This window comes from Flavobacterium sp. SLB02 (assembly GCF_009664855.1).
Lineage (GTDB): Bacteria > Bacteroidota > Bacteroidia > Flavobacteriales > Flavobacteriaceae > Flavobacterium.
This window is the reverse complement of record NZ_CP045928.1, coordinates 1,199,333-1,218,999: the sequence shown is the minus strand read 5'-3', so window position 1 is coordinate 1,218,999 and position 19,667 is coordinate 1,199,333. Positions and strand designations below refer to the sequence as shown.

Here is a 19,667-nt window from a genome sequence, read left to right as displayed (position 1 = left end):
CCACTCAAACTACCCATCAATTATACCTGCTGCAAGGATAAAGTTTGTCCAATTAAAATATGCAGAGAGAAAAGCGGATTATTTAATCCTTGTGAGATATATTCTTTTCCGAAACAAAAAATAAACTTATAACTGGTCTCAATAAAGCTTTGGCCCAGTGCAGAAGAAAGACTTTCTTTAGTACCAGCACAAAGCCGGCAAAAGAATTTGGCTTCTGGACATAGAGGTCCGCCCCCTTATCAAAGGTATCTTCAATATCCGAAGGATGGTCCCAGGTGGAGAGCATAACGGTGGGAATGTCCCTAAGCTCTTTATCGCCCTTTATTTCAGCGAGCGCCTGTCTGCCTCCTTTAACGGGCATATTGATATCGATAAAAATAATATCCGGATCGGGCTGGGACTTATCTTTTAAGGTATCCAAGAGCTGCTGCCCGTTCTCAACGGTAGTTACCTCAGAGGGAAGATCAGCCGCATCCAGGGCATCGATGAATAATTCCTGGTCGTCTTTATCATCTTCGGCCAATATAATCTTTACCGGCTCCTTTTCTTCTGATTCATTAGTGGTTAGGGCTGGATTTTCAGAACTTATCATCTTGAAGGGGGTTTAGAATTGTCAAAAGTACTATATAAAAACGTAATAAAATTTGCTACAAATCAATAATCTTACAATTAGTACCAAATTCAGCAGTTACCCCCCCCCGTTATAACTTAGAAAGGATTTTCGAACCATAAAAAGCCTGCGAAGATAGATTCTCAAGCTTTTGCTTTTTTAAGACCCTGGCAGTGCAGAATTCGAACCTTTATTGGAAAATTTCCAAATTTTTCCTTTAGAGCGGGCACAATTGGCAATTGAAACCACTTCGGGCTCTTTAATCTAAATTAAAGTCAAAATATATCCGACTAATGAACCTCCAAAAACGATAAAAGCACTATTAATTTTCTTGTAATTAAATAGTATGACAATACTCAATAGAGCAATTAAAATAGTTCGCCAATCTGTAATAGTCTCCTTTCCCATTTCTAAGCAAATACAAATTATAATTGCTATTGAGGAAACATTTACAGCGTCTAAAAATGTAGAAAACAATTTAGAATTCCGCATTTTTTTACCAGTGGATTTAATACTGCAACAAAATAAATGATGGTAAAAAAACAGCAATTGTTGAAATGATTGCTCCTGAAAATCCATTGATCTGATAACCAATAAAAGTTACCGATGAAAAAACAGGACCTGGTGTAAATTGTCCCACTGCGATTGCATCAATTAACTGTGTCCTTGACAAAAATCCTGCTGCAACTAATTCTGCATCAAGAAAAGCGAAAAGCACATAGCCGCTTCCATATAAAATGGCTCCAATTTTCAAGAAAATCAAGAATAAATTTAAGTTTGCCTCTGAAGTGAAATTACTATTTGAAACTTGAGAAAGTGTAAGCGGAATAAACGGTTCTGTCTCATCTATCAAAATCAAATATAAGAATTTAGGTGATTAAAAGTTAGCCAGCCAATTTACAGAATGATTTAAACATAGTTATCCCTGGTCTAACCATCTGATTCTTTCTTAGCATATGCACAACTTCAATTCCGCTCAATGTTCGTCTGGCCGATTCAAAACTTTTAAAACCTAATCCGTTTTGTATGCGCCACTTGATAAAACGATGATCTTGTTCTACAATATTGTTGAGATATTTACACTGCCGGATTTTAATCTTTGAGAACGAACGCTTGTTATAGACCTTGATAGCGGCAATACTAGAACCACTTTTATCAATGTTTATTACACTTGGCCGGCAATTATTACCAATTGCTTTAATTAGAAATGACTTAGCACTCATTCTCTGTCTTTTTCTGGTCAAAAGAAAGTCAACCGTATTACCTAATTTATCCACTGCCCTGTACAAATAACACCAAATACCTTTTACTTTTATATAAGTTTCATCCAATCTCCAGCTTGCCCCCACTCTACCTTTTCTGTTCTTCATCTCTGCTTCAATGAAAGGCGTAAATTTATAAACCCACCGTTGGATCGTGGCATGATCCACAAGCACTCCTCTAATTTTCATTATTTCCTCAACATCTCGATAGCTAAGGGTAAATCTTAATTTAAAATACACTGCCTGAAGGATTACATATTTTGGATAAGAATGACCTTTAGTATTCATTTTTTATTAGTTTTGAAAAACCAAAGATAACTTAGTAATAGATGCGACAGAACCCCTATTAAGGTTAAATAAGCTATCAACCTGTTGGGCGTTGGGAGTAATTCAAAAAAAATAATTTAACACATAGAAACATAGGTTTTGGATGTTTAAGATTTGAATTATGTCAAAGAACTATTATCAAAATCTTGTCTTCCAATAATGGTAATAATATCTATCCTTTTATGCCCATTGATTTGATAGTAAATAGTATCAACACCACATACACAAAACCGATATCCTTTCTTTATGTGATCCGCTGATGGAAATAAAAAAGGATTTGCCTGTATTCTATCAAAACAATCATAAAACATATTAAAATAGTTGTCCGCTTGATTAACGCCAAACTTACCAACCCCATAATAATAAATTCTTCTTAAATCTTCTTTGGCTTCGCTACTTAAATAATAGCTATACATTATGCAGATCTTTCTTGAATTCTGCTAACATTTCCTCTTTAGTTTGTTTTTTCACAAAGCCGCTTTTTTCTCCCTTATCTATTTTAGTCCTCACAAATTCATAATATTGCTCTTGCGAACGTGCCTGCTTAATCAAATAGTTAATAGCTTCACTTTTACTACTGAATTCTTCTGTGCTAACCTGATTTTTCAACCACTCTTCATTCGGTGCAGTTAAGGATATACTTTGTCGTGTCATAACAATAATTTTAATTGGTGTAAATTTACACCAAATTTTTAAAGTAAAATTATATTTTTGAAATTTTTCCTGAAACTGAAATTTTTACTTTTATTGGATTGTGAGTTAACCAACCTCCTATTCCTTCTCCATAACCTGTGATTCTTCTGTAAAATGGCAAATAAGGGGCAAATGTTTTCAAAAATTGGATTATCACTCCAAAGCTATAGACGATTAAGATAAAACTTTAGAAGTCAATCATTTATACCTATGTCACTATTATAGCAGGGCCGTTTCTAAAAAAGCCATTTTTGATATTCGCGGACAAATAGAAGATCTTCATAACGCTATTTATTATTACAAAAAGACAGCATTGAAGAAAATAGTTTATTTAAAACCTTAAAAATGATCTACTTACAACTAAAACCTATATTGAAAGTCTAAAGGAAAATATCAATGAATTATAAAATGGTTCGTATCTTGAAATAAAAGATTCACTACACCCATCAAAAAAGTAAAACCAAAACGAACTAACGTTTATAAGTAATTTTAAAAAGAGCAAGTAACGCCCTAAGTGGGAATTTTTTTATTTTCTATATTTAACTTTCTGATATTTTTATGCAGAATACTGCGAGTTGCTCTTTTTTTACTTTCATAATCTCTGGTACATCTTTGCAGTTCAGCAAGTAGTAACTTAAAATTGTTATACAATACGGTAAGTTCTGCCATATCAGTTCGTATTTTGGCATCTTCTTCACATTCTGTTTTAACAGTAATTAGTGACATATTTTCGTATTTCTGAAAAATATCTAACAAATTTAAATGTTCTCTCTTATCAATTCCCTGCATAATAAGTTTCTCAAATATTTTATAAAAATCAGCATTAAGGAGTAAAGGGTAATAAAGGATCTACATCTGTATAAATTGTAGAAAGAGGCAATGAGCGCAATGTGGCCGTCTTCATTTTACTTGTATTTCCGGATATGGCATTTAATGCCTGTTTTAACAAAACTTCTGAAGTACTCCCTAAGGGAAAAACTTCTGGCTCTTGCAATTCATTTGCGGCCATTACCGGATTTATTCCTTTGGAGTAATTACCTTCATGTCTGGCATTAAACAATTTATAGATTGACAGATACAATACCCAACCTCTTTTTCCCGAAATTCGATCATCTTCTATAGGAAAACCCGCAACGTCTTTACCAAAGGTTTTCTCGCCTATTGTAATTACATCCATATAAGGCTTTAAGTTGTTGATAATAAGCTCAGATGCTGATGCTGTTCGGTTTCCACAAAGTACATATATTCTGTTAATAAAGGGATGTGCATTGCGCAATGCCTCAAAACTTACTTTAGACTCATTGCTTTGTAAGGCTTGTAAAAAAGACTGATCCACATTGCCTCCGTTGGCATTTCCTTCAAATTTTATAAACAAATTATTGGACTGAATATTTGGCGCCACAATAATACTTAATGCTGTTGCAGATGAGATATCTCCCCCTCCGTTATATCTTAAATCCAAAACAAGTTCTCTTATCGATTTACTTTTTAATTCCTGTAATATTTGTAAAAACAATTGGGCCTGACCCACATCAAAATGCGGAATTTCGATATATCCTATTTTAGTGCTTTTTTCCTCGATTACTTTGTAATTTATGGGTTGTCCAAAAGTATATCCCTGCAATAAGGAAATTTCTTTTGAATCGGAAAAACCTGATTGAGCTGAATAAGAAATAATTTCTAAATCTAAATTAGATGATGCTATTATACTCTTATAGAGATTATTATAATTAACAACATTCAATTCAGAACCATTAATTTTTGTGATTAATTGTCCTCTTGATAAGCCATTATTTTTGGCTGGAGAATCATATAACACATATAGAATAACGCCATAAAACTTGCCCTGAAATTCAATAAAAGACAGATCAAATCCGTATTTTGTTCTGATGCTCTGCGGTGCTGTTTGGGGTAATTCAGGATGAATGGCGTAGGAATAAATATCATCTTTTTGTAATAACCTGCTAAAATATTCTTTTGAGTTTAAAGATAAATCTCCCTTATCAGGCAGTGTCTCATTCCATTTATAATATTTTTTCATTTGCTTGTAGATCCAATCGTTTGTGTATTTATTGGAACCTTCTTCATAAACTTCAGGTTTATTATCCCCTTCACAGGAAGTTATTAAAAGGCTGTAAAAAAGAAAAAAAAAGATTCTGATAAGAGAAGAATATTTCATTTTAAATCTTTAAAATTAACGCGCAAAAACTCTTAAAACAATTCGATTAGAAATCAAAAAAGTCCACCAAATTCAAGGTTGCATCAATGCTTGAAAATTGACCATTATCCGCCTTTTTTTCATCCAGTACAATCAATCTTGATTTGTCTTGGGTCATTAACATAGTTACAAAAACTTGCTTTCCTGCTATGTAAGATTCTGTTGTACCCTGTTTTACCAATTCCATTTTAATAATGGGAGGCAAAGAAGCAGGAAATTCAACAAAACTGCTGTATTGCTCTTTTCCTATGTTTTTTGCTATACCTACTATCTGGCCGTCTAATTTTCGTATAATTCCGTCCAAATTTCCTTTATATCCAGAGTTGGAGTACTTATTTAATGTTGGAAAAATAAATTTGAATCCGGTATTTCCACCCTTTGTTAATACTCCGGGTTTTGTCGATAAGACGTTGTCAACCCATAAATCTTTTTTGTGATAAAACGAAATTGTATCAATGCTTTTACCTCCTGTTATGTGGTAGGAATGCAAAATTTCTTTGCTTCTTTTATTTGTAATCACAACATTTTTGGGCTGGTTTTCATAGATCACAAAATCATAATCTTTGACTATATTTTTAACAAATGCATTCTTATTTCCAATTTTTATTACTTTGCCATTAACAGCAATCTGAATAGAATCCGCCCGTGCATTATAACCTCTAATAACCAACTTACCGGGTTTTTGCTCTTGGTAATAAGGAACCAATTCATCATTTGCGCAAGACCCTAAAAAGAGAATTGCCATTAAAGAAAAAAGTGCTTTTACAATCTTATTTTTCATTTTATATATGTAATTAGCTACTGTTTTTTGCTCTTTGGCATAAACAATTACTGATTTATTTTTAGTTTTTGATAAATTTTATTTTTTTTGAAAAGGCGGCATTTGTTTTAGTTTAACTTAGGTGCTTTTTTCGAAATATTCTCTAAAAGCCCTTGGGCAGTGATCCATATTTTGTCAATTTCATAGCCAACAAAGTTTGTATTTTCATTTAAAAATGAAATATAAACTTTATCATTGCCTTTAAATTTTGAAATATCTAATGTATAATCCGCAAAATATGCAGCATCTAGCGTGGATCCCCTGGTCAACAATATTGTCCCTAAAAGAGTGGCTTCGGCCGGATCTGTTGATGTAGATCCATAAATTAAAATATTGTGATTTCCATCGTAAATAGAAGGCTGTGCTGTAATATTGAGTACAATTTTTCCGTCGTAATAAGTTAAATCTATTGGAGGCATGATGGCCCAATTTTGCTCTATTTGTTCAAGAGGTGCACCAGTACTAAGATCTATATTATAAGTCCCTAATATATTAACGGTTCCATTTATAATTGCTCCGGATTGATCAACCTGAATGTTTTTTCGGGCAGTCCAGTTGCTGTTATTTCCATCTTTATCGAGTAAAACCCAATCAGATACATCACCATCTTCAAAATTATCTTCCCATATTGTAAAACTACCTTGTACAGGTTCTTCAGGAGACTCAGGTTCAGGATCTACCACCACTGGAGCAGAAGAATTAATGGGATCATCATTTTGGCAAGAACTCACAATCAGAGCTATAATGGCAAATAAAAAAAAGTTTTTCATATTTTCTTTGTAAAAAGCATGGGCAGAATTTCTACCCATGCTGAATTAAATTTTTGTTAACCTAAAAGTATTAGAAGTTTGTAAACTTTGTCCAAGTGTTAGTCCAGTTCGCTTCTGTTTTGAAAGCTCCTGTAGCACCTGTAAAGTTTAATGCACCATTATTGAAGAATGGTTGTGAGAGTGCCCAACTTGTAGCTGGATTTACTGTTGAAGTTGTGTTACCAAGACCTAAACTTGTTGTTGCAGGCAATACTGGATTAACAAATCCGTGAATAGATAATGCTGACCAAGTAGATGCAGATGGCAATGAAGGAGACTCCCAGTTGATTCCTTTGTTATACCCTGTAACGGTAACGTTAGTCAAACTGATTTGTCCTAATCTACGAACGTGGATTGCATTTTCATATAAATTAGCAACAGTAGGAGAGCTAACACCTATGATAGACAATTGAGAAATAACAGGACGAGTAATTAAAGCTGTTGCAGTACCTGTCGCGTTGTTATCTAATTCGATACCGTTAGAATCCGGGCTTCCACCACTTAAACTGTGAGTAGAATTACTATCAGCAATTGCAATAGCTTTTGTAATTGTTCCTGTATAACCAAAATCGAAATCAAAATTGTCATCATCCGGAGCAAAAGAAACTAAATGCGAAGCATTTACTGTTCCTCCAAAAAACTCAAATGAGTCATCTCTTCCGTATGATACCTGAACGTGGTCAACAACTGTACCTGAACCAACACCACCAAAAGTTAATCCGTTGATTTCTACATCAGGTGAAGTAACCAAAATACGTCCTGCAAATTCGATACGAACATAATTTAAAGCTCCACCATTATGAGCATTGTTAGCTCCTCCGTAATAAAAATCAGAAACATTAGGCTGATCTCCCAATCCTTCGATAATGTTAGTAATTGATCCGTTATTTACCTGAGCATCACCCAAAATAACTACACCTCCAAAATCTCCTGGAGTAGCTGTTGTAGCAGCACCATCTAATAAATTGTAACTTGTAAAAATAACCGGTGCAGTTGCAGTTCCCTGGGCATTAATTTTACCAGTTTTAGTAATTACAAGAACTCCTGTCGCAACTCCCGCTGCTAAAGGTTTAGCTTTAATAAATGTACCTGCCTGAATGGTTAATGTAGCACCAGATTTTACACGTACAACTCCATTAATTTCCCAAACTCTGTCGCTGGTCCAAGTTGTGTTTGTTGTAATATCACCACTTACAGTTTGTACTGCTGCAGGATATCCTGTGTAGTCAGCACCAGAGGCTTTCATAGAAAAAGAAGAATCAGCAGATGAATCATCATTTTGGCAAGAGCTCACAGCCAGAGCAATCATTGCACATAGAAAAATTTTTTTCATAATAATTTAATTAATGCTATATTTGCTGCTATTACAAACTAGGCCTTTGGAGAGAGCAGCAAAATATCTTTCCTTAGGTCTTTCTCTTTTTGGTAAAGATCTTTTCTATAAACCATCCCGCTTTACCATCGGGGTTTACACCTGCAATTCCATCTTTTACTCACAGGTTTTTTTTAACGCAGTAAAAGGTTCGCTTTCCATTCTTTTTAAAATTCTTATCTAAAAAAAGAATATCTCATTTGTTCATAATTTTAAAAGAACATCTTAAAGTATTTTTTTACATTTTTGTTTAATGCACTAAACAAAAAAAGAAATCTAATACTTAGAACTACTTACATTAGATTTTGAAAAATCAAAATATCATGTCTAATTTTATTGTTAATGGTTTCTTAATATTACATAGTAGATAATCAACCGTATGTTTTAAAAAGTTTATTAAAAACGTATTTTCCTTCATTTTTATTAACTTAAAAAGACTAGAAATTTATAAACTTAGTCCAGTTATTTGTCCAGTCAGCCTCTGTTTTAAATGCTCCTGTGGCTCCGATAAGATTTAATGCTCCATCGTTAAAAAAAGGCTGTGTTATTCCCCATTTTGTTGCGGGGGCTACAGTTGAAATACTACTGCCTATACCTAAACTTGTACCAACTGGAAAAACTGCATTAATATATCCGTGAATTGATAATGCTGACCAAGCAGAAGAAGATGGTAATGAAGGAGACTCCCAGTTGATTCCTTTGTTATATCCGGTAACAGTAACGTTAGTAAGTTTGATTTGTCCTAATCTACGAACGTGGATTGCATTTTCGTATAAATTAGCAACTGTAGCAGAGCTAACTCCTATGATAGACATTTGAGAAATAACGGGACGCGTGATGATTAATGTACTAGTTCCTGTACCGTTATTATCTATTTCAATACCATTAGAGTCTGGAGTTGCTCCGCTAAAACTATGAATAGAATTACTATCAGCAATTGCAATAGCTTTTGTAATTGTTCCGGTATAACCTACATTAAAATCAAAATTGTCATCGTCTGGTGCAAAAGAAACTAAGTGACTTGCATTTACTTTACCTCCTATAAACTCAAATGAATCCTCTCCACTATAAGATACCTGAATGTGATCTATAGATGTTCCACTACCCACTCCCGCAAATGTTAAACCATTTAACTCAGTCCAATATGCACCATCAAATGAGGAAACTCCTGCAAATTCAATACGTACATAATTTAAAGATCCGGCATTATGTGTATTATTTGTTCCTCCAAAATAAAAATCAGACAGATTAGGCTGGTCTTCTAATCCTTTAACAACATTTGTAAACTGACTATTGTTTACTTCAGCATCTCCTAAAAGTACTACACCTCCAAAATCTCCTGGAGTAGCTGTTGTAGCAGCACCATCTAATAAATTGTAACTTGTAAAAATAACCGGTGCAGTTGCAGTTCCCTGAGCATCAATTTTACCTGTTTTACTAATTACAAGTACTCCCGTGGCAAATCCAGCAGCTAACGGTTTTGCTTTAATAAATGTACCCGCCTGAATGGTTAAAGTTGCTCCTGCCTTTACAAGCACCACACCATCAATTTCCCAAACCCTGTCATTTGTCCAGGTCGTATTTGTTGTAATGTATCCGCTTACTGTTTGTACTGCGGCTGGGTATCCTGAATAATCCGCACCAGAAGCTTTCATAGAAAAAGAAGAATCTGCAGATGAAGCATCTTCATTTTGGCAAGAACCCATAAACAAGGCTACTATTGCGAACATTAAAATTTTTTTCATAATCATACTATTTTAATTATTGCTAAAATTGCTGCCATTACACAATACCTTCAGAAAGAGCAGCAAATCTCTTTCCTTAGATTTTAATTCTTCTTATTATAAATGCTGTATACTTATTAAAGCTTCTATTTAAAATGAATAATTAAGCGATAAACTAAAAGTCCTGCCATTTTTAGCTTTAAATATTTCCTGATCAAGGTCTTCATCGTATTTATCAGTAGCATGAGCTCCAAGGCTATATCTCTCTCTTGGGTTAGATCCTGTAGGAACGTCCTCAATTTTACTGTAACTATTGGCGTTGTTATAGGTTTCTATACCTACATCAAACATATTTTTCAGGCTGCATTTTACTTCCAGATTTTTTTCTTTAAAAAATTTATAACTTACCTGGGCATCTGTTATTGCGTAAGGTTTACGAATTTCCTCAGCACCATAATCAAACCCTACAAGTATGTATTGATCACCAATGCCAGTGTTTCTAAGACTAAAGCCCAAGCGATCCCCCACGTAGTCAAGACCAAAATTATAGCTGTAGGGCGATTGCCCATACAAAGGTCTATTGGCCTGATAAAGCCCACCTGTTGCGTCTATACGTTCATATGATATTACTTTTGTAGAATTTACAGTAGCGTTTCCGTAAATAAAAAGATCTTTTAGAGTTTCTCCTTCTCCTAAAAAAGAAAGACTTTTATAAAATTCTAATTCAAAACCCCAAAGTTTAGCATTATAGGAATTTATATTGTAGACATTCATCTCATTAGATGTATTTAGAGCACCAACACTTTCAATAGGATCGTCTATATTTTTATGATAGACACCAAAGGACAAAATTTCGCCACCCGATGGAAACCATTCCATTTTAAAATCATAATTGTTGGCTACACTCGAAACGATTCCACCTGTATAATTATATATAAAATAAGAACGAATGGGGTCAAAATATGGAATATTCAAGCGTTCTGCAAATTGAGGACGTAAAACCGATTTGTTATACCCTAAACGTATATTCATTTTGTTGGTAGGACTAATGATTAAACTCGCTGAGGGTAGAAATTGCCATAGCTTATCATCTTTTTGTTCCTGATTAAAATTACCCGCATCTATAGATTGACTCTCAATTTGTGTGTAGAGATAACTTTCTGCTCTTACTCCCCAAATCAATCTTAGAAAACGTCCCATTTTATTGTCCAGCATTAAAAATGGCGAATGCACTTTTATATCTCCAACATACTGCTTGCCATATTTAAAACCTCCAAACCAGCCATAACCCCCATAGTAGTAATTTGATCCGTCTAAAAATTTTGATAATGGTTCGTAAATAAATTCCCGGTCAGATGCCCGACCAAAGGTTTCTAATTTGACTGATACCTGCTCGTTGGTTGCTTTTTTATAGGTGCCGAAATAACCGGCTTTGATATCGTTTGTAAAAGTATCACCAAAATTAAAGGAGTATTTAAAATTAATGGCTGCATTATAATCAATCTCATCATTTTTAAAATTACTTCTTTTAATATTCTGACCCTGATTATAAACATCATAATAAACTAGTTCATCGTCTCCAACTTTTCTTCTATTAACATTTAGAAATGTTGCGTCTTTGGTATCTTTTGTAACATTTCCATAAGCGCCATACCAATTGATTTCAAGTTTTTCAAATTGATGATTTCCTTCTATTTTATTTTGAATAAAAGTCGTGTAAACAGGATAATTAGTCTCAGCTGTTCTGGCTAGTAAACTCCCATTTAATATATCAACAGTCGCATCTCCATTATCCCAGCCTGTAATTTGCGTCAATTGATTGTTATAGATATGCATGACTGTATTGCGGCTGGTAATTTTATGGTTACCAAGCTGAATTGCGGCATTAAACATCCCCCCTAAAGTTGAATTATAATTATAATTGGCTCCAGAATTATTAAATCCATATTTTGCAAAAGTGGAATATGGCGCTGTTTCGTTTTCAGCTGAAAACTCCGAATTACTTTTATATTTACCTCTCTGAGTGTGCTCTATATCTAATTTTTCTTGTGTATTTTTAAAAATTAATGATCCTACAAATCCCCATTTGTTATTGTCTCTTAATTTATAGGCCCGCCCTATACCAAATTGAAGGGTGGTTCCCGGCGCACCATAGGTTGTATAAGTGGTAAAATTGTCCTGGGTAAATTGCTTTGACTCCCCAATAGAAATATTTGGGTCTGCCGCATCACTTTTGACATTTTGCGCTGTAAGATTATCAGCACTGGGAAAATCACGTCTTCCATCATCAAAACCAAGATAATCATAATCACCTTGCTGCTTTGTAAGGCGCTCTTTAAATGCGCTTCTGCTATTATAAGAAGTACTTATAGAGAAATTGGTGAAATTTTCTTTTGGAATGTCTTTGGTTTTAACCTCTACATATCCCCCGGCAAAATTGGCGTACATATCCGGAGTTGCAGATTTGCTCACTACAATACTCTCTACAATGGAAGTAGGAATAATATCAAAAGAAAAATTTTGCTGATAAGCGTCCGTACTTGGCAAAGCAATTGCGTCCATAACAGCCTGATTCCATCTTTCTCCCATAGAACGTACCACAACATATTTATCGCCAACTGTAGTTACTCCTGTAATACGCTTTAAAGAACTCGCCACATCCCTGTCCGGGGTTCTGGCAATTTGCTCTGAGGAGATTCCATCGGAAAATTGTGCTGCCTTTTTTTGCTGTAATAGCATTCCCTCAACGGAGGCGGTTGCTTTTTTATAATCCTGAATAATGATTACTTCATTGAGCGATTGCGCATCTTCTTTTAAAGAAACTACAAGGGGAGTTTCGCCGCCTTCCAGCACTTTAACACCCGTAATTTTTTGGGTTTGAAAAGAAATAGCGCTAATCTCAATGGTGTATTCCCCTGGTTCTAACTCTAAAACATAATTGCCATCAATGTCTGATTGTGCGCCCATGGCTAGTTCTGTCACTTTTATGTTTACCCCGGGTAAGGAAAGCCCATTGACATCTACAACTTTACCTGTAATTTTTCCCTTCCTTTTTTTTTTCTCGCCCTCTTTACTATTTACGGCTATATTATTTTCATTTCGTCTGAAATTTAAATTGGTCAGATTTTGTAAATCCCTTAAAATTTCATCTATTGAAACATTATCTTTTTTTAAAGTAATTAAAGGTAGGGTCAGATCTAAATCTTTTTGATAAACAAATTGATAAGGCGTGCGGGATTTTAAATTATCAATAACTTTTTGAGGTGGAGCATTTTTAAAATCCACCGACACTGTTCCGCTTTGTGCATAAATTGTATTTGTTCTGAGGAAGACCCCGAGAAATAAAATCCATAAGGCAATGGCAAATCGCCTGGAAAATTCATTGTTCATAATTGATAATTGTTAGTTTATAGAATTAATTTTAATATGATATTTTGGGTTAATATTTTTTAGCAGCATCCACAGGCCTGCTAACAACTGGCATTAAATCATTTTTTTTAAAGATTTAATGCAGTGGCAATTCATTACATCAAAATGTTTTGATCGTATTATCTACTAATGAGATAGGTATTGTTTCCCGTAGATTGGATTCTGATTTCCAGAGCAAAAGCAATACTTTGAAGCATTTGGTAAAAACCTTGCCTGGTATCAAGAGTTCCCTGTATCTTGAGATTTTTTAAATCGTTATCCAAATAGGTCATCGAGAATTGATGATCTGCTTTTAATTTCTCAAGAACCTCCTCTAAGGTTAATCCATCAACATAGATTAAAACTTTTTTCCATTCAGGTTCTAATACAAGGGATTTTTCTTTATTTAATATAGAAGTTGCTACTTCATAAATTGCTTTATCTCCTCTTTGCAGTAATACTGTATTTTGCGCGCTTTCAACTCTTACCCTACCGGTTCTCACGTTTACCTCAGGCTTATTATTATCGTAAGCTTTAACAGTAAAAGAAGTTCCCAAAACAGTCGTTTTTATAGCCCCCGAGCTAATCACAAAGGGATGTGAAACATCACGCTTTACTTCAAAGAAAGCTTCTCCCTTTAGGGTAACGGTTCTTTCTTTTCCAGAAAAACTTTTAGGATATTCAATCTCAGAATTTTCGTTTAACCAAACTCTGGTTCCATCGGGTAAATTTAAAAGTCGGATATCTTGATTAAATGTTACAGTTGAAGTAATTTCGGGTTTAGCAACACCAGACTGAATAAAAGCATGATAGCAACTTATAGAAAGAATAATCACAGCGCTTGCCGCAGCGCTCCAGTTATAAAAGTTTTTATACCTATCAATTGTTGTTTTGCGTATCGTATTCCACATACGGGTTGTACTTTCATTTGGCAGCATACCTCTATTGGGTATCGCATCCCACTCTTCTTTTAATTTTCTGGATTTCATTAAATAGCATTTAGTATTTGGAAAATTATACACGAATCTGCTGGATTCAACTATATTAGATTTCCAATGATTTAAATATCACGGGTACTTATCACTATTAATGTTTTCTTAATCTAAAAGACCAATTGCTTAACTTTGATCTGAGTGAAAAAAAAAGAAATATTGGTGGTTTTCAGAAAGAATTAGCCCAATACCATTAATTTAAAAGTAAAAAGCAGAGTTGTTTTTTTAAGATATAAATTCAGCCTGACTTACAAAGAACAAAGCAAACCAATAAAGCTCATGATTTTGTACCGAGTTCTTTTTAAGAAACTGTAAGGTTTTAGAAATTTGGTTGGCCACAGCACTTGGTGACATATCCATCTCTGCAGCTATCTCTTTGTAACTGCGGTCTTCAAACTTATGGAGATTGAAAATTTTTCTTCTCTTTGCAGGTATTTTATTGAGCAGGTATTCTATTTTCTCCAATTTAACGCTTATATCCTCATCTACTTCCTGGACATAATCCAGCTCCTTTATCAACTGGTCGTTTTCTACCGAAAAAATTCTGTTTTGCTTTTTATACCACTTTGAGATTTCCTGCTTTGAACTTTTAAACAATATCGCTTCGAGTTCTACATTTGGATCTAATTTTGCTCTGTATTTCCAAAGATGAATAAATACATTTTGAGTCACATCTTCTGAATCTGCCAGTTGCGCTGTATATTTTTTTACAAAACAAAATACTTTAAAATGATACATATCGTAGATTTCCTTAAAACAAGAATCATCTCCGGCACGTAACCTTATTACCAAATTAGAGCTCATATTGTAGTTTTAAATTGTTAAAGAAGACCCTTACAAAAGTATAATAAACCTGTAGTGATATTTTTTGCTATTGGGTCATTTAATAATTTATTAATATTGCAATATGTTTTTTTGATTTAAGCTCTTTACATATATCCCCGAGCATCGGTTTTGGTTAATTTTAAAAAAGTAAAGCTAGATAAAATAATGAAAATGAACAGTATAACAAACGTATATTGAAATACAATAAACCCTGCCTCCTATCAAATGATTTTTATAAATTTGATTCAACCACTGCATTAATGTGTTTTAAAAAAAAGATGTTATTACGGTTTAATAAAATTCTTCATTCTTTTTAAAAAAAAGGATAAGTTTGTTTGTTTTGTTTCGTATTATTTTGTTCAGATTTGTATCTTAATTGTACCTCTATATCTGTAAACCTCAGTAAATACTGGAATGCTAATTTCTGTATTGTAATTTAGAAATTTATGTTATAAATTTATTATATAGAGAAAAATATTTAAATTTTAGCTTTTAAATGGATAACGTTTCTAAAGAAATAAGAAGCAAATAATGCGAGCTATTAAAAGTAAAGATACAAAGGAAGAAATTCTTTTGTCTAAAGCTTTATGGAAGAAGGGGCATCGATATAGAAAAAATAATAAGAAAGTTTTCGGTACTCCTGATTTAACATTCAAAAAAAATAAAATAGCAATATTTGTTGATGGCGAATTCTTCCATGGGTTCAATTGGGAAGAAAAGCAACATCAAATTAATTCAAATCGTGAGTTTTGGATTTCTAAAATTGAACGCAATATAGAAAGGGATAAAATAGTCAATAAATTTCTTATTGAAAACGGTTGGAAAGTAATTAGATTTTGGATCACTTTTGTAAAAAAAAATTTGCAAGATTGCGTTCTAATAATTGAAAAGGAAATAGAAAATTCAAAAAAATGAAATGGCTAAAAATAATTATTTTATAATATTAATTGTCGAGATTGATATATTGAAGTCTAAGAACAATGAAAATTTTGAAAGATAATCGATACTGAAATTAAACTTACCATTTTCAATTTTAGAAATAGTGGTTCTGCTTACTTTCATAATATCGGCTAATTGCCCTTGACTATAACCTTTTTCTTCACGAATATTCCTGATCTCCTCACCAATTCTTATTCGACTATCATGAAGATAATTCTCCACATTCTCACTTGTTACTTCTTTAGCATTTTTACTAATCATTATTATGCTTCTGTAATTTGTCTTAAGATTATCTCAATTGCTTCTTCTTTACTTACTATGTTGCCAAATTCTCGCAAAGAATCTTCATCTCTGTAGACACCATTACGGTCATTCCAGCAAAGCCAATCCACCAAATTTAATCGAGACCAAGAATTTAATTCAGCTTCTAAAACATCTCCTCTTAATTCCATAAGCTTATAATATGGATGATTCAACTTTTTTTCTTCATTTATAATTATGCTCATAATGATAGTTTAATTAATTTAAAAAATTATTCCTGATCAATAAATAACATTCCCAGATGTTCAATACCATCATTATCAACAACAGTCACGAAAACATTTGTTTCTACACCTTTTACTGTAACAGATAAATTTAATTCTGTTTTTTGTTCGCTGACTTTGATTACTCTTCCTCGAACTTGTGAATAGTCGGATTTATTTATAGTTACTTTATGACCTATCAGATCGTTATTGTCAACTTCAGCTATTTCTAAATCTGTCAATCTTACCGTATTCACTGGAGCAAAATTCAACCCAGTATTAAGTGCCTGAATTTTTGCTCTAGACCTTCCTTCATCTTCCAAAACTTCCAAAACCACATATAATTGGTTTGGGGTTTCATCTGGTAAAGGAGTATGAAATTTTACAATTTTTCCTTCCTGAATTCTTTTCATAATTGCCAATTTTGTTTTGTAATTTAGTTTAAAAGATTTAGTTCAAAGATAATAAAAGGGTTTTAAATGTGCAATATATTGAACATATTTTCTTTGCATTATAATTTAAAGATTTGAATCATTTAGTTAAACCTTTTTTATGATAATTCCCAACCATTAAAAAGTTCTTAAACATATAGAAAGTGGAGATTTATGATCCTTGCGACTCATAATCAATGTTGCAATTCTGAATTAAAATAGTTCCTTTTTGGAATTAATAAACCCCGATATTACCAAATAGCCATTCTGATTTCTTGTCTTACAGAGTATTAGAGTATTTTCTTAAATACATCATTTTTAAAATTATTTATAAATTATTTTTCTGTACATTTGGTATATTAATTTAGTTTCGCATTAGAAAATGAACCAAGATAATTTTTACTCTGTTGAAGATGCCGCTGAGGCAATGAATTTTTCTCCTCAATACGTTCGCAAATTATTACGTGATGATAAATTAGCAGGTATGCAGATTGGCAAAACTTGGGTTATTCCAATAGAAAATGTAGATTCGTTTGACAAAAGCGAACATCATATTCACAACACCGAAATTGACAGAAAGAGCAGTCTAAAAGTAAAAAATGGTGTACCAAAAGTACTTTCATTTTTTTCTGGCGCAATGGGACTAGATCTAGGGCTAGAAAAGGCGGGATTTCAAACATTGTTGGCTTGTGAAATTGACAAGGCTAGCAGAAAAACCATTATTGCGAATAATCCTAAAATTGGACTTATAGGAGATATCAGAAATTATACTGCAGACCAAGTTTTAAATTTCTCGGGGCTTACTAAAAATGACTCTATCGAACTTATGGCAGGTGGGCCTCCTTGTCAAGCATTTAGCACCGCGGGAAATCGAAAAGGTTTTGAGGACGAACGTGGTAACGTATTTTTGAAATATCTAACTCTTATTGAAGAGTTAAAACCACGATTTATAGTTTTAGAAAATGTTCGCGGAATTCTTTCTACAAAATTTTCTATTAATTCTGAGGATGAGATTGCAGAATCATTTTCTTCAGAATTAAAAAATACTCCAGGCTCGGCACTTTATTATATTACGAAAAGACTAGAGCGTGCCGGTTATACAATTAATTTTAATTTATATAATTCGGCAAATTTTGGGGCGCCACAAATTCGTGAGCGTGTGATTATCATTGGCTCCCTGGAAGGCGTAACGGTACCTTTTCTCAATCCGACGCATAGCGAAACAGGTGAGTTTGGTTTAAAAAAATGGAAAACCTTTAAGCAAGCTTCCGTAAATCTTGAAAATAAATGTGACTTTGTAAAATTTCCTGAGAAAAGGTTGAAATTTTACCGTCTACTTAAAGCTGGTCAAAATTGGAAAGATTTATCTATAGACCTGCAAAAAGAAGCTTTAGGAAAGTCCTATTTTCTAGGAGGTGGAAAAACAGGCTTTTTTAGACGTATTTCATGGGATAGACCTGCACCAACTGTTGTTACACATCCTGCGATGCCCGCTACAGATCTAGCACACCCTGTTGAGGATAGACCATTATCTGTTCAGGAATATAAACGTATACAGGAATTTCCAGATTATTACAGTATTGAAGGATCAATCCTTGAAAAATATCGCCAAATTGGTAACGCTGTTCCAGTCAGCTTAGGAGAAGCAGTTGGTAAACTAATTTATTCTGCACTTAAGGGATCTATTATTCAACCAATAAACAATTACAAATATTCAAGATACAAGAATACGTCTAATGAACTTTGGTTAAAAGAATTCCTAAAACAAGTAAAAAATTCGGAAACGTCAGCCGTCACTTCACTGATTTCGGAGGAGTTAGCGAATTAAATTTTAATAATTTATCCCAATTTATAGAACCTTCATCGGTAACAAAATCGATTAGAAATTCTTTTTCCATCCTATTTTTTACCTTGCTGTAAGATTCTGAGAACTCCAAATTATTTTTTTCAGCTTGAAATCCAATAGGCTCTATTATATCGACATATAAATTGGGCTCTCCAGATATTAGCTCCCAAAACCTTTGTCCGCACATTTTGTAGTAACCTTTTGCTTTATATTCGCTGCTAGGATTGGATCGTCCATAGCAACATCCATTTACGCAAATTATTTCTTCTTTTCCACCAGAAGTCGCTGACCTCTTTTTTGCAGTATTGAATTGATCTACAAGTTTTTTATATTGGCTGTCATTTCCCCAGTTAGGCCCAGACTTAATCGCAACTAAATAACGTTTTCCATCTTTTAGGAAATCGAGATCAATTCCATCCACAACTGCTTTTTGTCCGCCGTAAACAGAATTATTAACAAACACAGCTAATCGCTCTAGCCAGTTTCCAAAAATACCTTCTTCACTGGATGATAAGAATGCAGATAAAATGCCATCGATAATTTCACTTGCAGTATTTACATTCTTAGCTTTAAATAGATAAGGATTTTTGGCTTTTAGCACATCAGAAAGTTTTATTGAATTAACTTTTGCTAAGCGCTTTTCATGAAAGTCCCCAATGTTTTGCTCAACGTATTTTGTAACATCAGCTAAGTTCAATTTATTCATTAATTTTAGTATTTTAAAATTACCATTTGTTTACAGATCGATTTTTTTTACTTAATAAAAAATCGCCAATTTATTAAAGCAACAGAATATATTATGTTTGGAATAGTAATATCGTTAGTACTGAAATTATTTAATCCGGCGTTAATATTACCTTGATAAAG

At 33.4% G+C, this 19,667-nt stretch carries 20 protein-coding genes and 1 pseudogene; 2 read left to right on the top strand and 19 right to left on the bottom strand.

Annotated features, from left to right (window positions below; all coding sequences use genetic code 11):
* Nucleotides 1–82 precede the first annotated feature (82 nt).
* The 15 genes and pseudogenes from GIY83_RS04945 to GIY83_RS04880 form a co-directional block, all read right to left on the bottom strand.
* Nucleotides 83–592: a response regulator gene (locus GIY83_RS04945; RefSeq protein ID WP_208685256.1), complete on the bottom strand. Its 510-nt coding sequence runs from the start codon at nucleotides 590–592 to the stop codon at nucleotides 83–85.
* A 282-nt stretch (nucleotides 593–874) separates the two neighbouring features.
* Nucleotides 875–1,328: pseudogene (locus GIY83_RS25155) on the bottom strand (chromate transporter).
* A gap of 166 nt (nucleotides 1,329–1,494) precedes the next feature.
* Nucleotides 1,495–2,160 (bottom strand): IS6 family transposase, encoded by a 666-nt coding sequence (locus GIY83_RS04935; protein WP_208685254.1) that lies wholly within the window; start codon nucleotides 2,158–2,160, stop codon nucleotides 1,495–1,497.
* A 158-nt stretch (nucleotides 2,161–2,318) separates the two neighbouring features.
* The gene (locus GIY83_RS04930; protein ID WP_208685252.1) at nucleotides 2,319–2,615 is read right to left on the bottom strand and encodes a type II toxin-antitoxin system RelE/ParE family toxin; all 297 of its coding nucleotides are present in this window, start codon (nucleotides 2,613–2,615) and stop codon (nucleotides 2,319–2,321) included.
* Nucleotides 2,608–2,853, bottom strand: a complete 246-nt coding sequence (locus GIY83_RS04925) for a CopG family transcriptional regulator (protein WP_208685250.1) — start codon at nucleotides 2,851–2,853, stop codon at nucleotides 2,608–2,610. Before GIY83_RS04925 ends, GIY83_RS04930 begins: the two co-directional genes overlap by 8 nt.
* A gap of 49 nt (nucleotides 2,854–2,902) precedes the next feature.
* Entirely contained in the window at nucleotides 2,903–3,034 is a 132-nt protein-coding gene (locus tag GIY83_RS25080; RefSeq protein ID WP_255474393.1) for a hypothetical protein, read from the bottom strand.
* Between the two features lie 368 nt (nucleotides 3,035–3,402).
* Nucleotides 3,403–3,618 (bottom strand): hypothetical protein, encoded by a 216-nt coding sequence (locus GIY83_RS04920; protein WP_229029213.1) that lies wholly within the window; start codon nucleotides 3,616–3,618, stop codon nucleotides 3,403–3,405.
* Nucleotides 3,619–3,715: 97 nt separating this feature from the next.
* Nucleotides 3,716–5,071: a S41 family peptidase gene (locus GIY83_RS04915; RefSeq protein ID WP_208685246.1), complete on the bottom strand. Its 1,356-nt coding sequence runs from the start codon at nucleotides 5,069–5,071 to the stop codon at nucleotides 3,716–3,718.
* 46 nt (nucleotides 5,072–5,117) lie between these two features.
* On the bottom strand, nucleotides 5,118–5,891 hold the full coding sequence (locus GIY83_RS04910) for a hypothetical protein (RefSeq protein WP_208685244.1): 774 nt from the start codon (nucleotides 5,889–5,891) through the stop codon (nucleotides 5,118–5,120).
* A gap of 107 nt (nucleotides 5,892–5,998) precedes the next feature.
* On the bottom strand, nucleotides 5,999–6,739 hold the full coding sequence (locus GIY83_RS04905) for a hypothetical protein (protein ID WP_208685242.1): 741 nt from the start codon (nucleotides 6,737–6,739) through the stop codon (nucleotides 5,999–6,001).
* Nucleotides 6,740–6,770: 31 nt separating this feature from the next.
* Complete coding sequence (locus GIY83_RS04900; RefSeq protein WP_208685241.1) at nucleotides 6,771–8,072, bottom strand: hypothetical protein; 1,302 nt, start codon at nucleotides 8,070–8,072, stop codon at nucleotides 6,771–6,773.
* A 476-nt stretch (nucleotides 8,073–8,548) separates the two neighbouring features.
* Nucleotides 8,549–9,856 (bottom strand): hypothetical protein, encoded by a 1,308-nt coding sequence (locus GIY83_RS04895; protein ID WP_208685239.1) that lies wholly within the window; start codon nucleotides 9,854–9,856, stop codon nucleotides 8,549–8,551.
* A gap of 129 nt (nucleotides 9,857–9,985) precedes the next feature.
* Nucleotides 9,986–13,225, bottom strand: a complete 3,240-nt coding sequence (locus GIY83_RS04890) for a TonB-dependent receptor (RefSeq protein WP_208685237.1) — start codon at nucleotides 13,223–13,225, stop codon at nucleotides 9,986–9,988.
* Between the two features lie 158 nt (nucleotides 13,226–13,383).
* The gene (locus GIY83_RS04885) at nucleotides 13,384–14,232 is read right to left on the bottom strand and encodes a FecR family protein (protein WP_208685235.1); all 849 of its coding nucleotides are present in this window, start codon (nucleotides 14,230–14,232) and stop codon (nucleotides 13,384–13,386) included.
* Between the two features lie 228 nt (nucleotides 14,233–14,460).
* Nucleotides 14,461–15,039, bottom strand: a complete 579-nt coding sequence (locus tag GIY83_RS04880; protein ID WP_208685233.1) for an RNA polymerase sigma factor — start codon at nucleotides 15,037–15,039, stop codon at nucleotides 14,461–14,463.
* 552 nt (nucleotides 15,040–15,591) lie between these two features.
* Between GIY83_RS04880 and GIY83_RS04875 the strand changes: the two genes are divergently transcribed.
* Nucleotides 15,592–15,975, top strand: coding sequence for a very short patch repair endonuclease (locus GIY83_RS04875; protein WP_208685231.1), 384 nt, complete (start codon nucleotides 15,592–15,594; stop codon nucleotides 15,973–15,975).
* A 15-nt stretch (nucleotides 15,976–15,990) separates the two neighbouring features.
* On the opposite strand, the gene GIY83_RS04870 is transcribed toward GIY83_RS04875, so the two are convergent.
* Genes GIY83_RS04870 through GIY83_RS04860 form a run of 3 tightly spaced genes read right to left on the bottom strand, consistent with a single transcriptional unit; the run spans nucleotide 15,991 to nucleotide 16,936 of the window.
* Entirely contained in the window at nucleotides 15,991–16,260 is a 270-nt protein-coding gene (locus tag GIY83_RS04870) for a helix-turn-helix domain-containing protein (protein WP_208685230.1), read from the bottom strand.
* Between the two features lie 2 nt (nucleotides 16,261–16,262).
* Nucleotides 16,263–16,505 (bottom strand): hypothetical protein, encoded by a 243-nt coding sequence (locus tag GIY83_RS04865; protein ID WP_208685228.1) that lies wholly within the window; start codon nucleotides 16,503–16,505, stop codon nucleotides 16,263–16,265.
* Nucleotides 16,506–16,531: 26 nt separating this feature from the next.
* The gene (locus tag GIY83_RS04860; RefSeq protein ID WP_208685226.1) at nucleotides 16,532–16,936 is read right to left on the bottom strand and encodes a hypothetical protein; all 405 of its coding nucleotides are present in this window, start codon (nucleotides 16,934–16,936) and stop codon (nucleotides 16,532–16,534) included.
* 400 nt (nucleotides 16,937–17,336) lie between these two features.
* Between GIY83_RS04860 and GIY83_RS04855 the strand changes: the two genes are divergently transcribed.
* Nucleotides 17,337–18,782 carry a DNA cytosine methyltransferase gene (locus GIY83_RS04855; protein ID WP_208685224.1) on the top strand — a complete coding sequence of 482 codons (1,446 nt, stop codon included), beginning with the start codon at nucleotides 17,337–17,339 and terminating at the stop codon, nucleotides 18,780–18,782.
* Here GIY83_RS04855 and GIY83_RS04850 read toward each other — a convergent pair.
* Nucleotides 18,748–19,506 carry a PmeII family type II restriction endonuclease gene (locus GIY83_RS04850; protein ID WP_208685222.1) on the bottom strand — a complete coding sequence of 253 codons (759 nt, stop codon included), beginning with the start codon at nucleotides 19,504–19,506 and terminating at the stop codon, nucleotides 18,748–18,750. The genes GIY83_RS04855 and GIY83_RS04850 overlap by 35 nt on opposite strands.
* Between the last annotated feature and the right edge of the window lie 161 nt (nucleotides 19,507–19,667).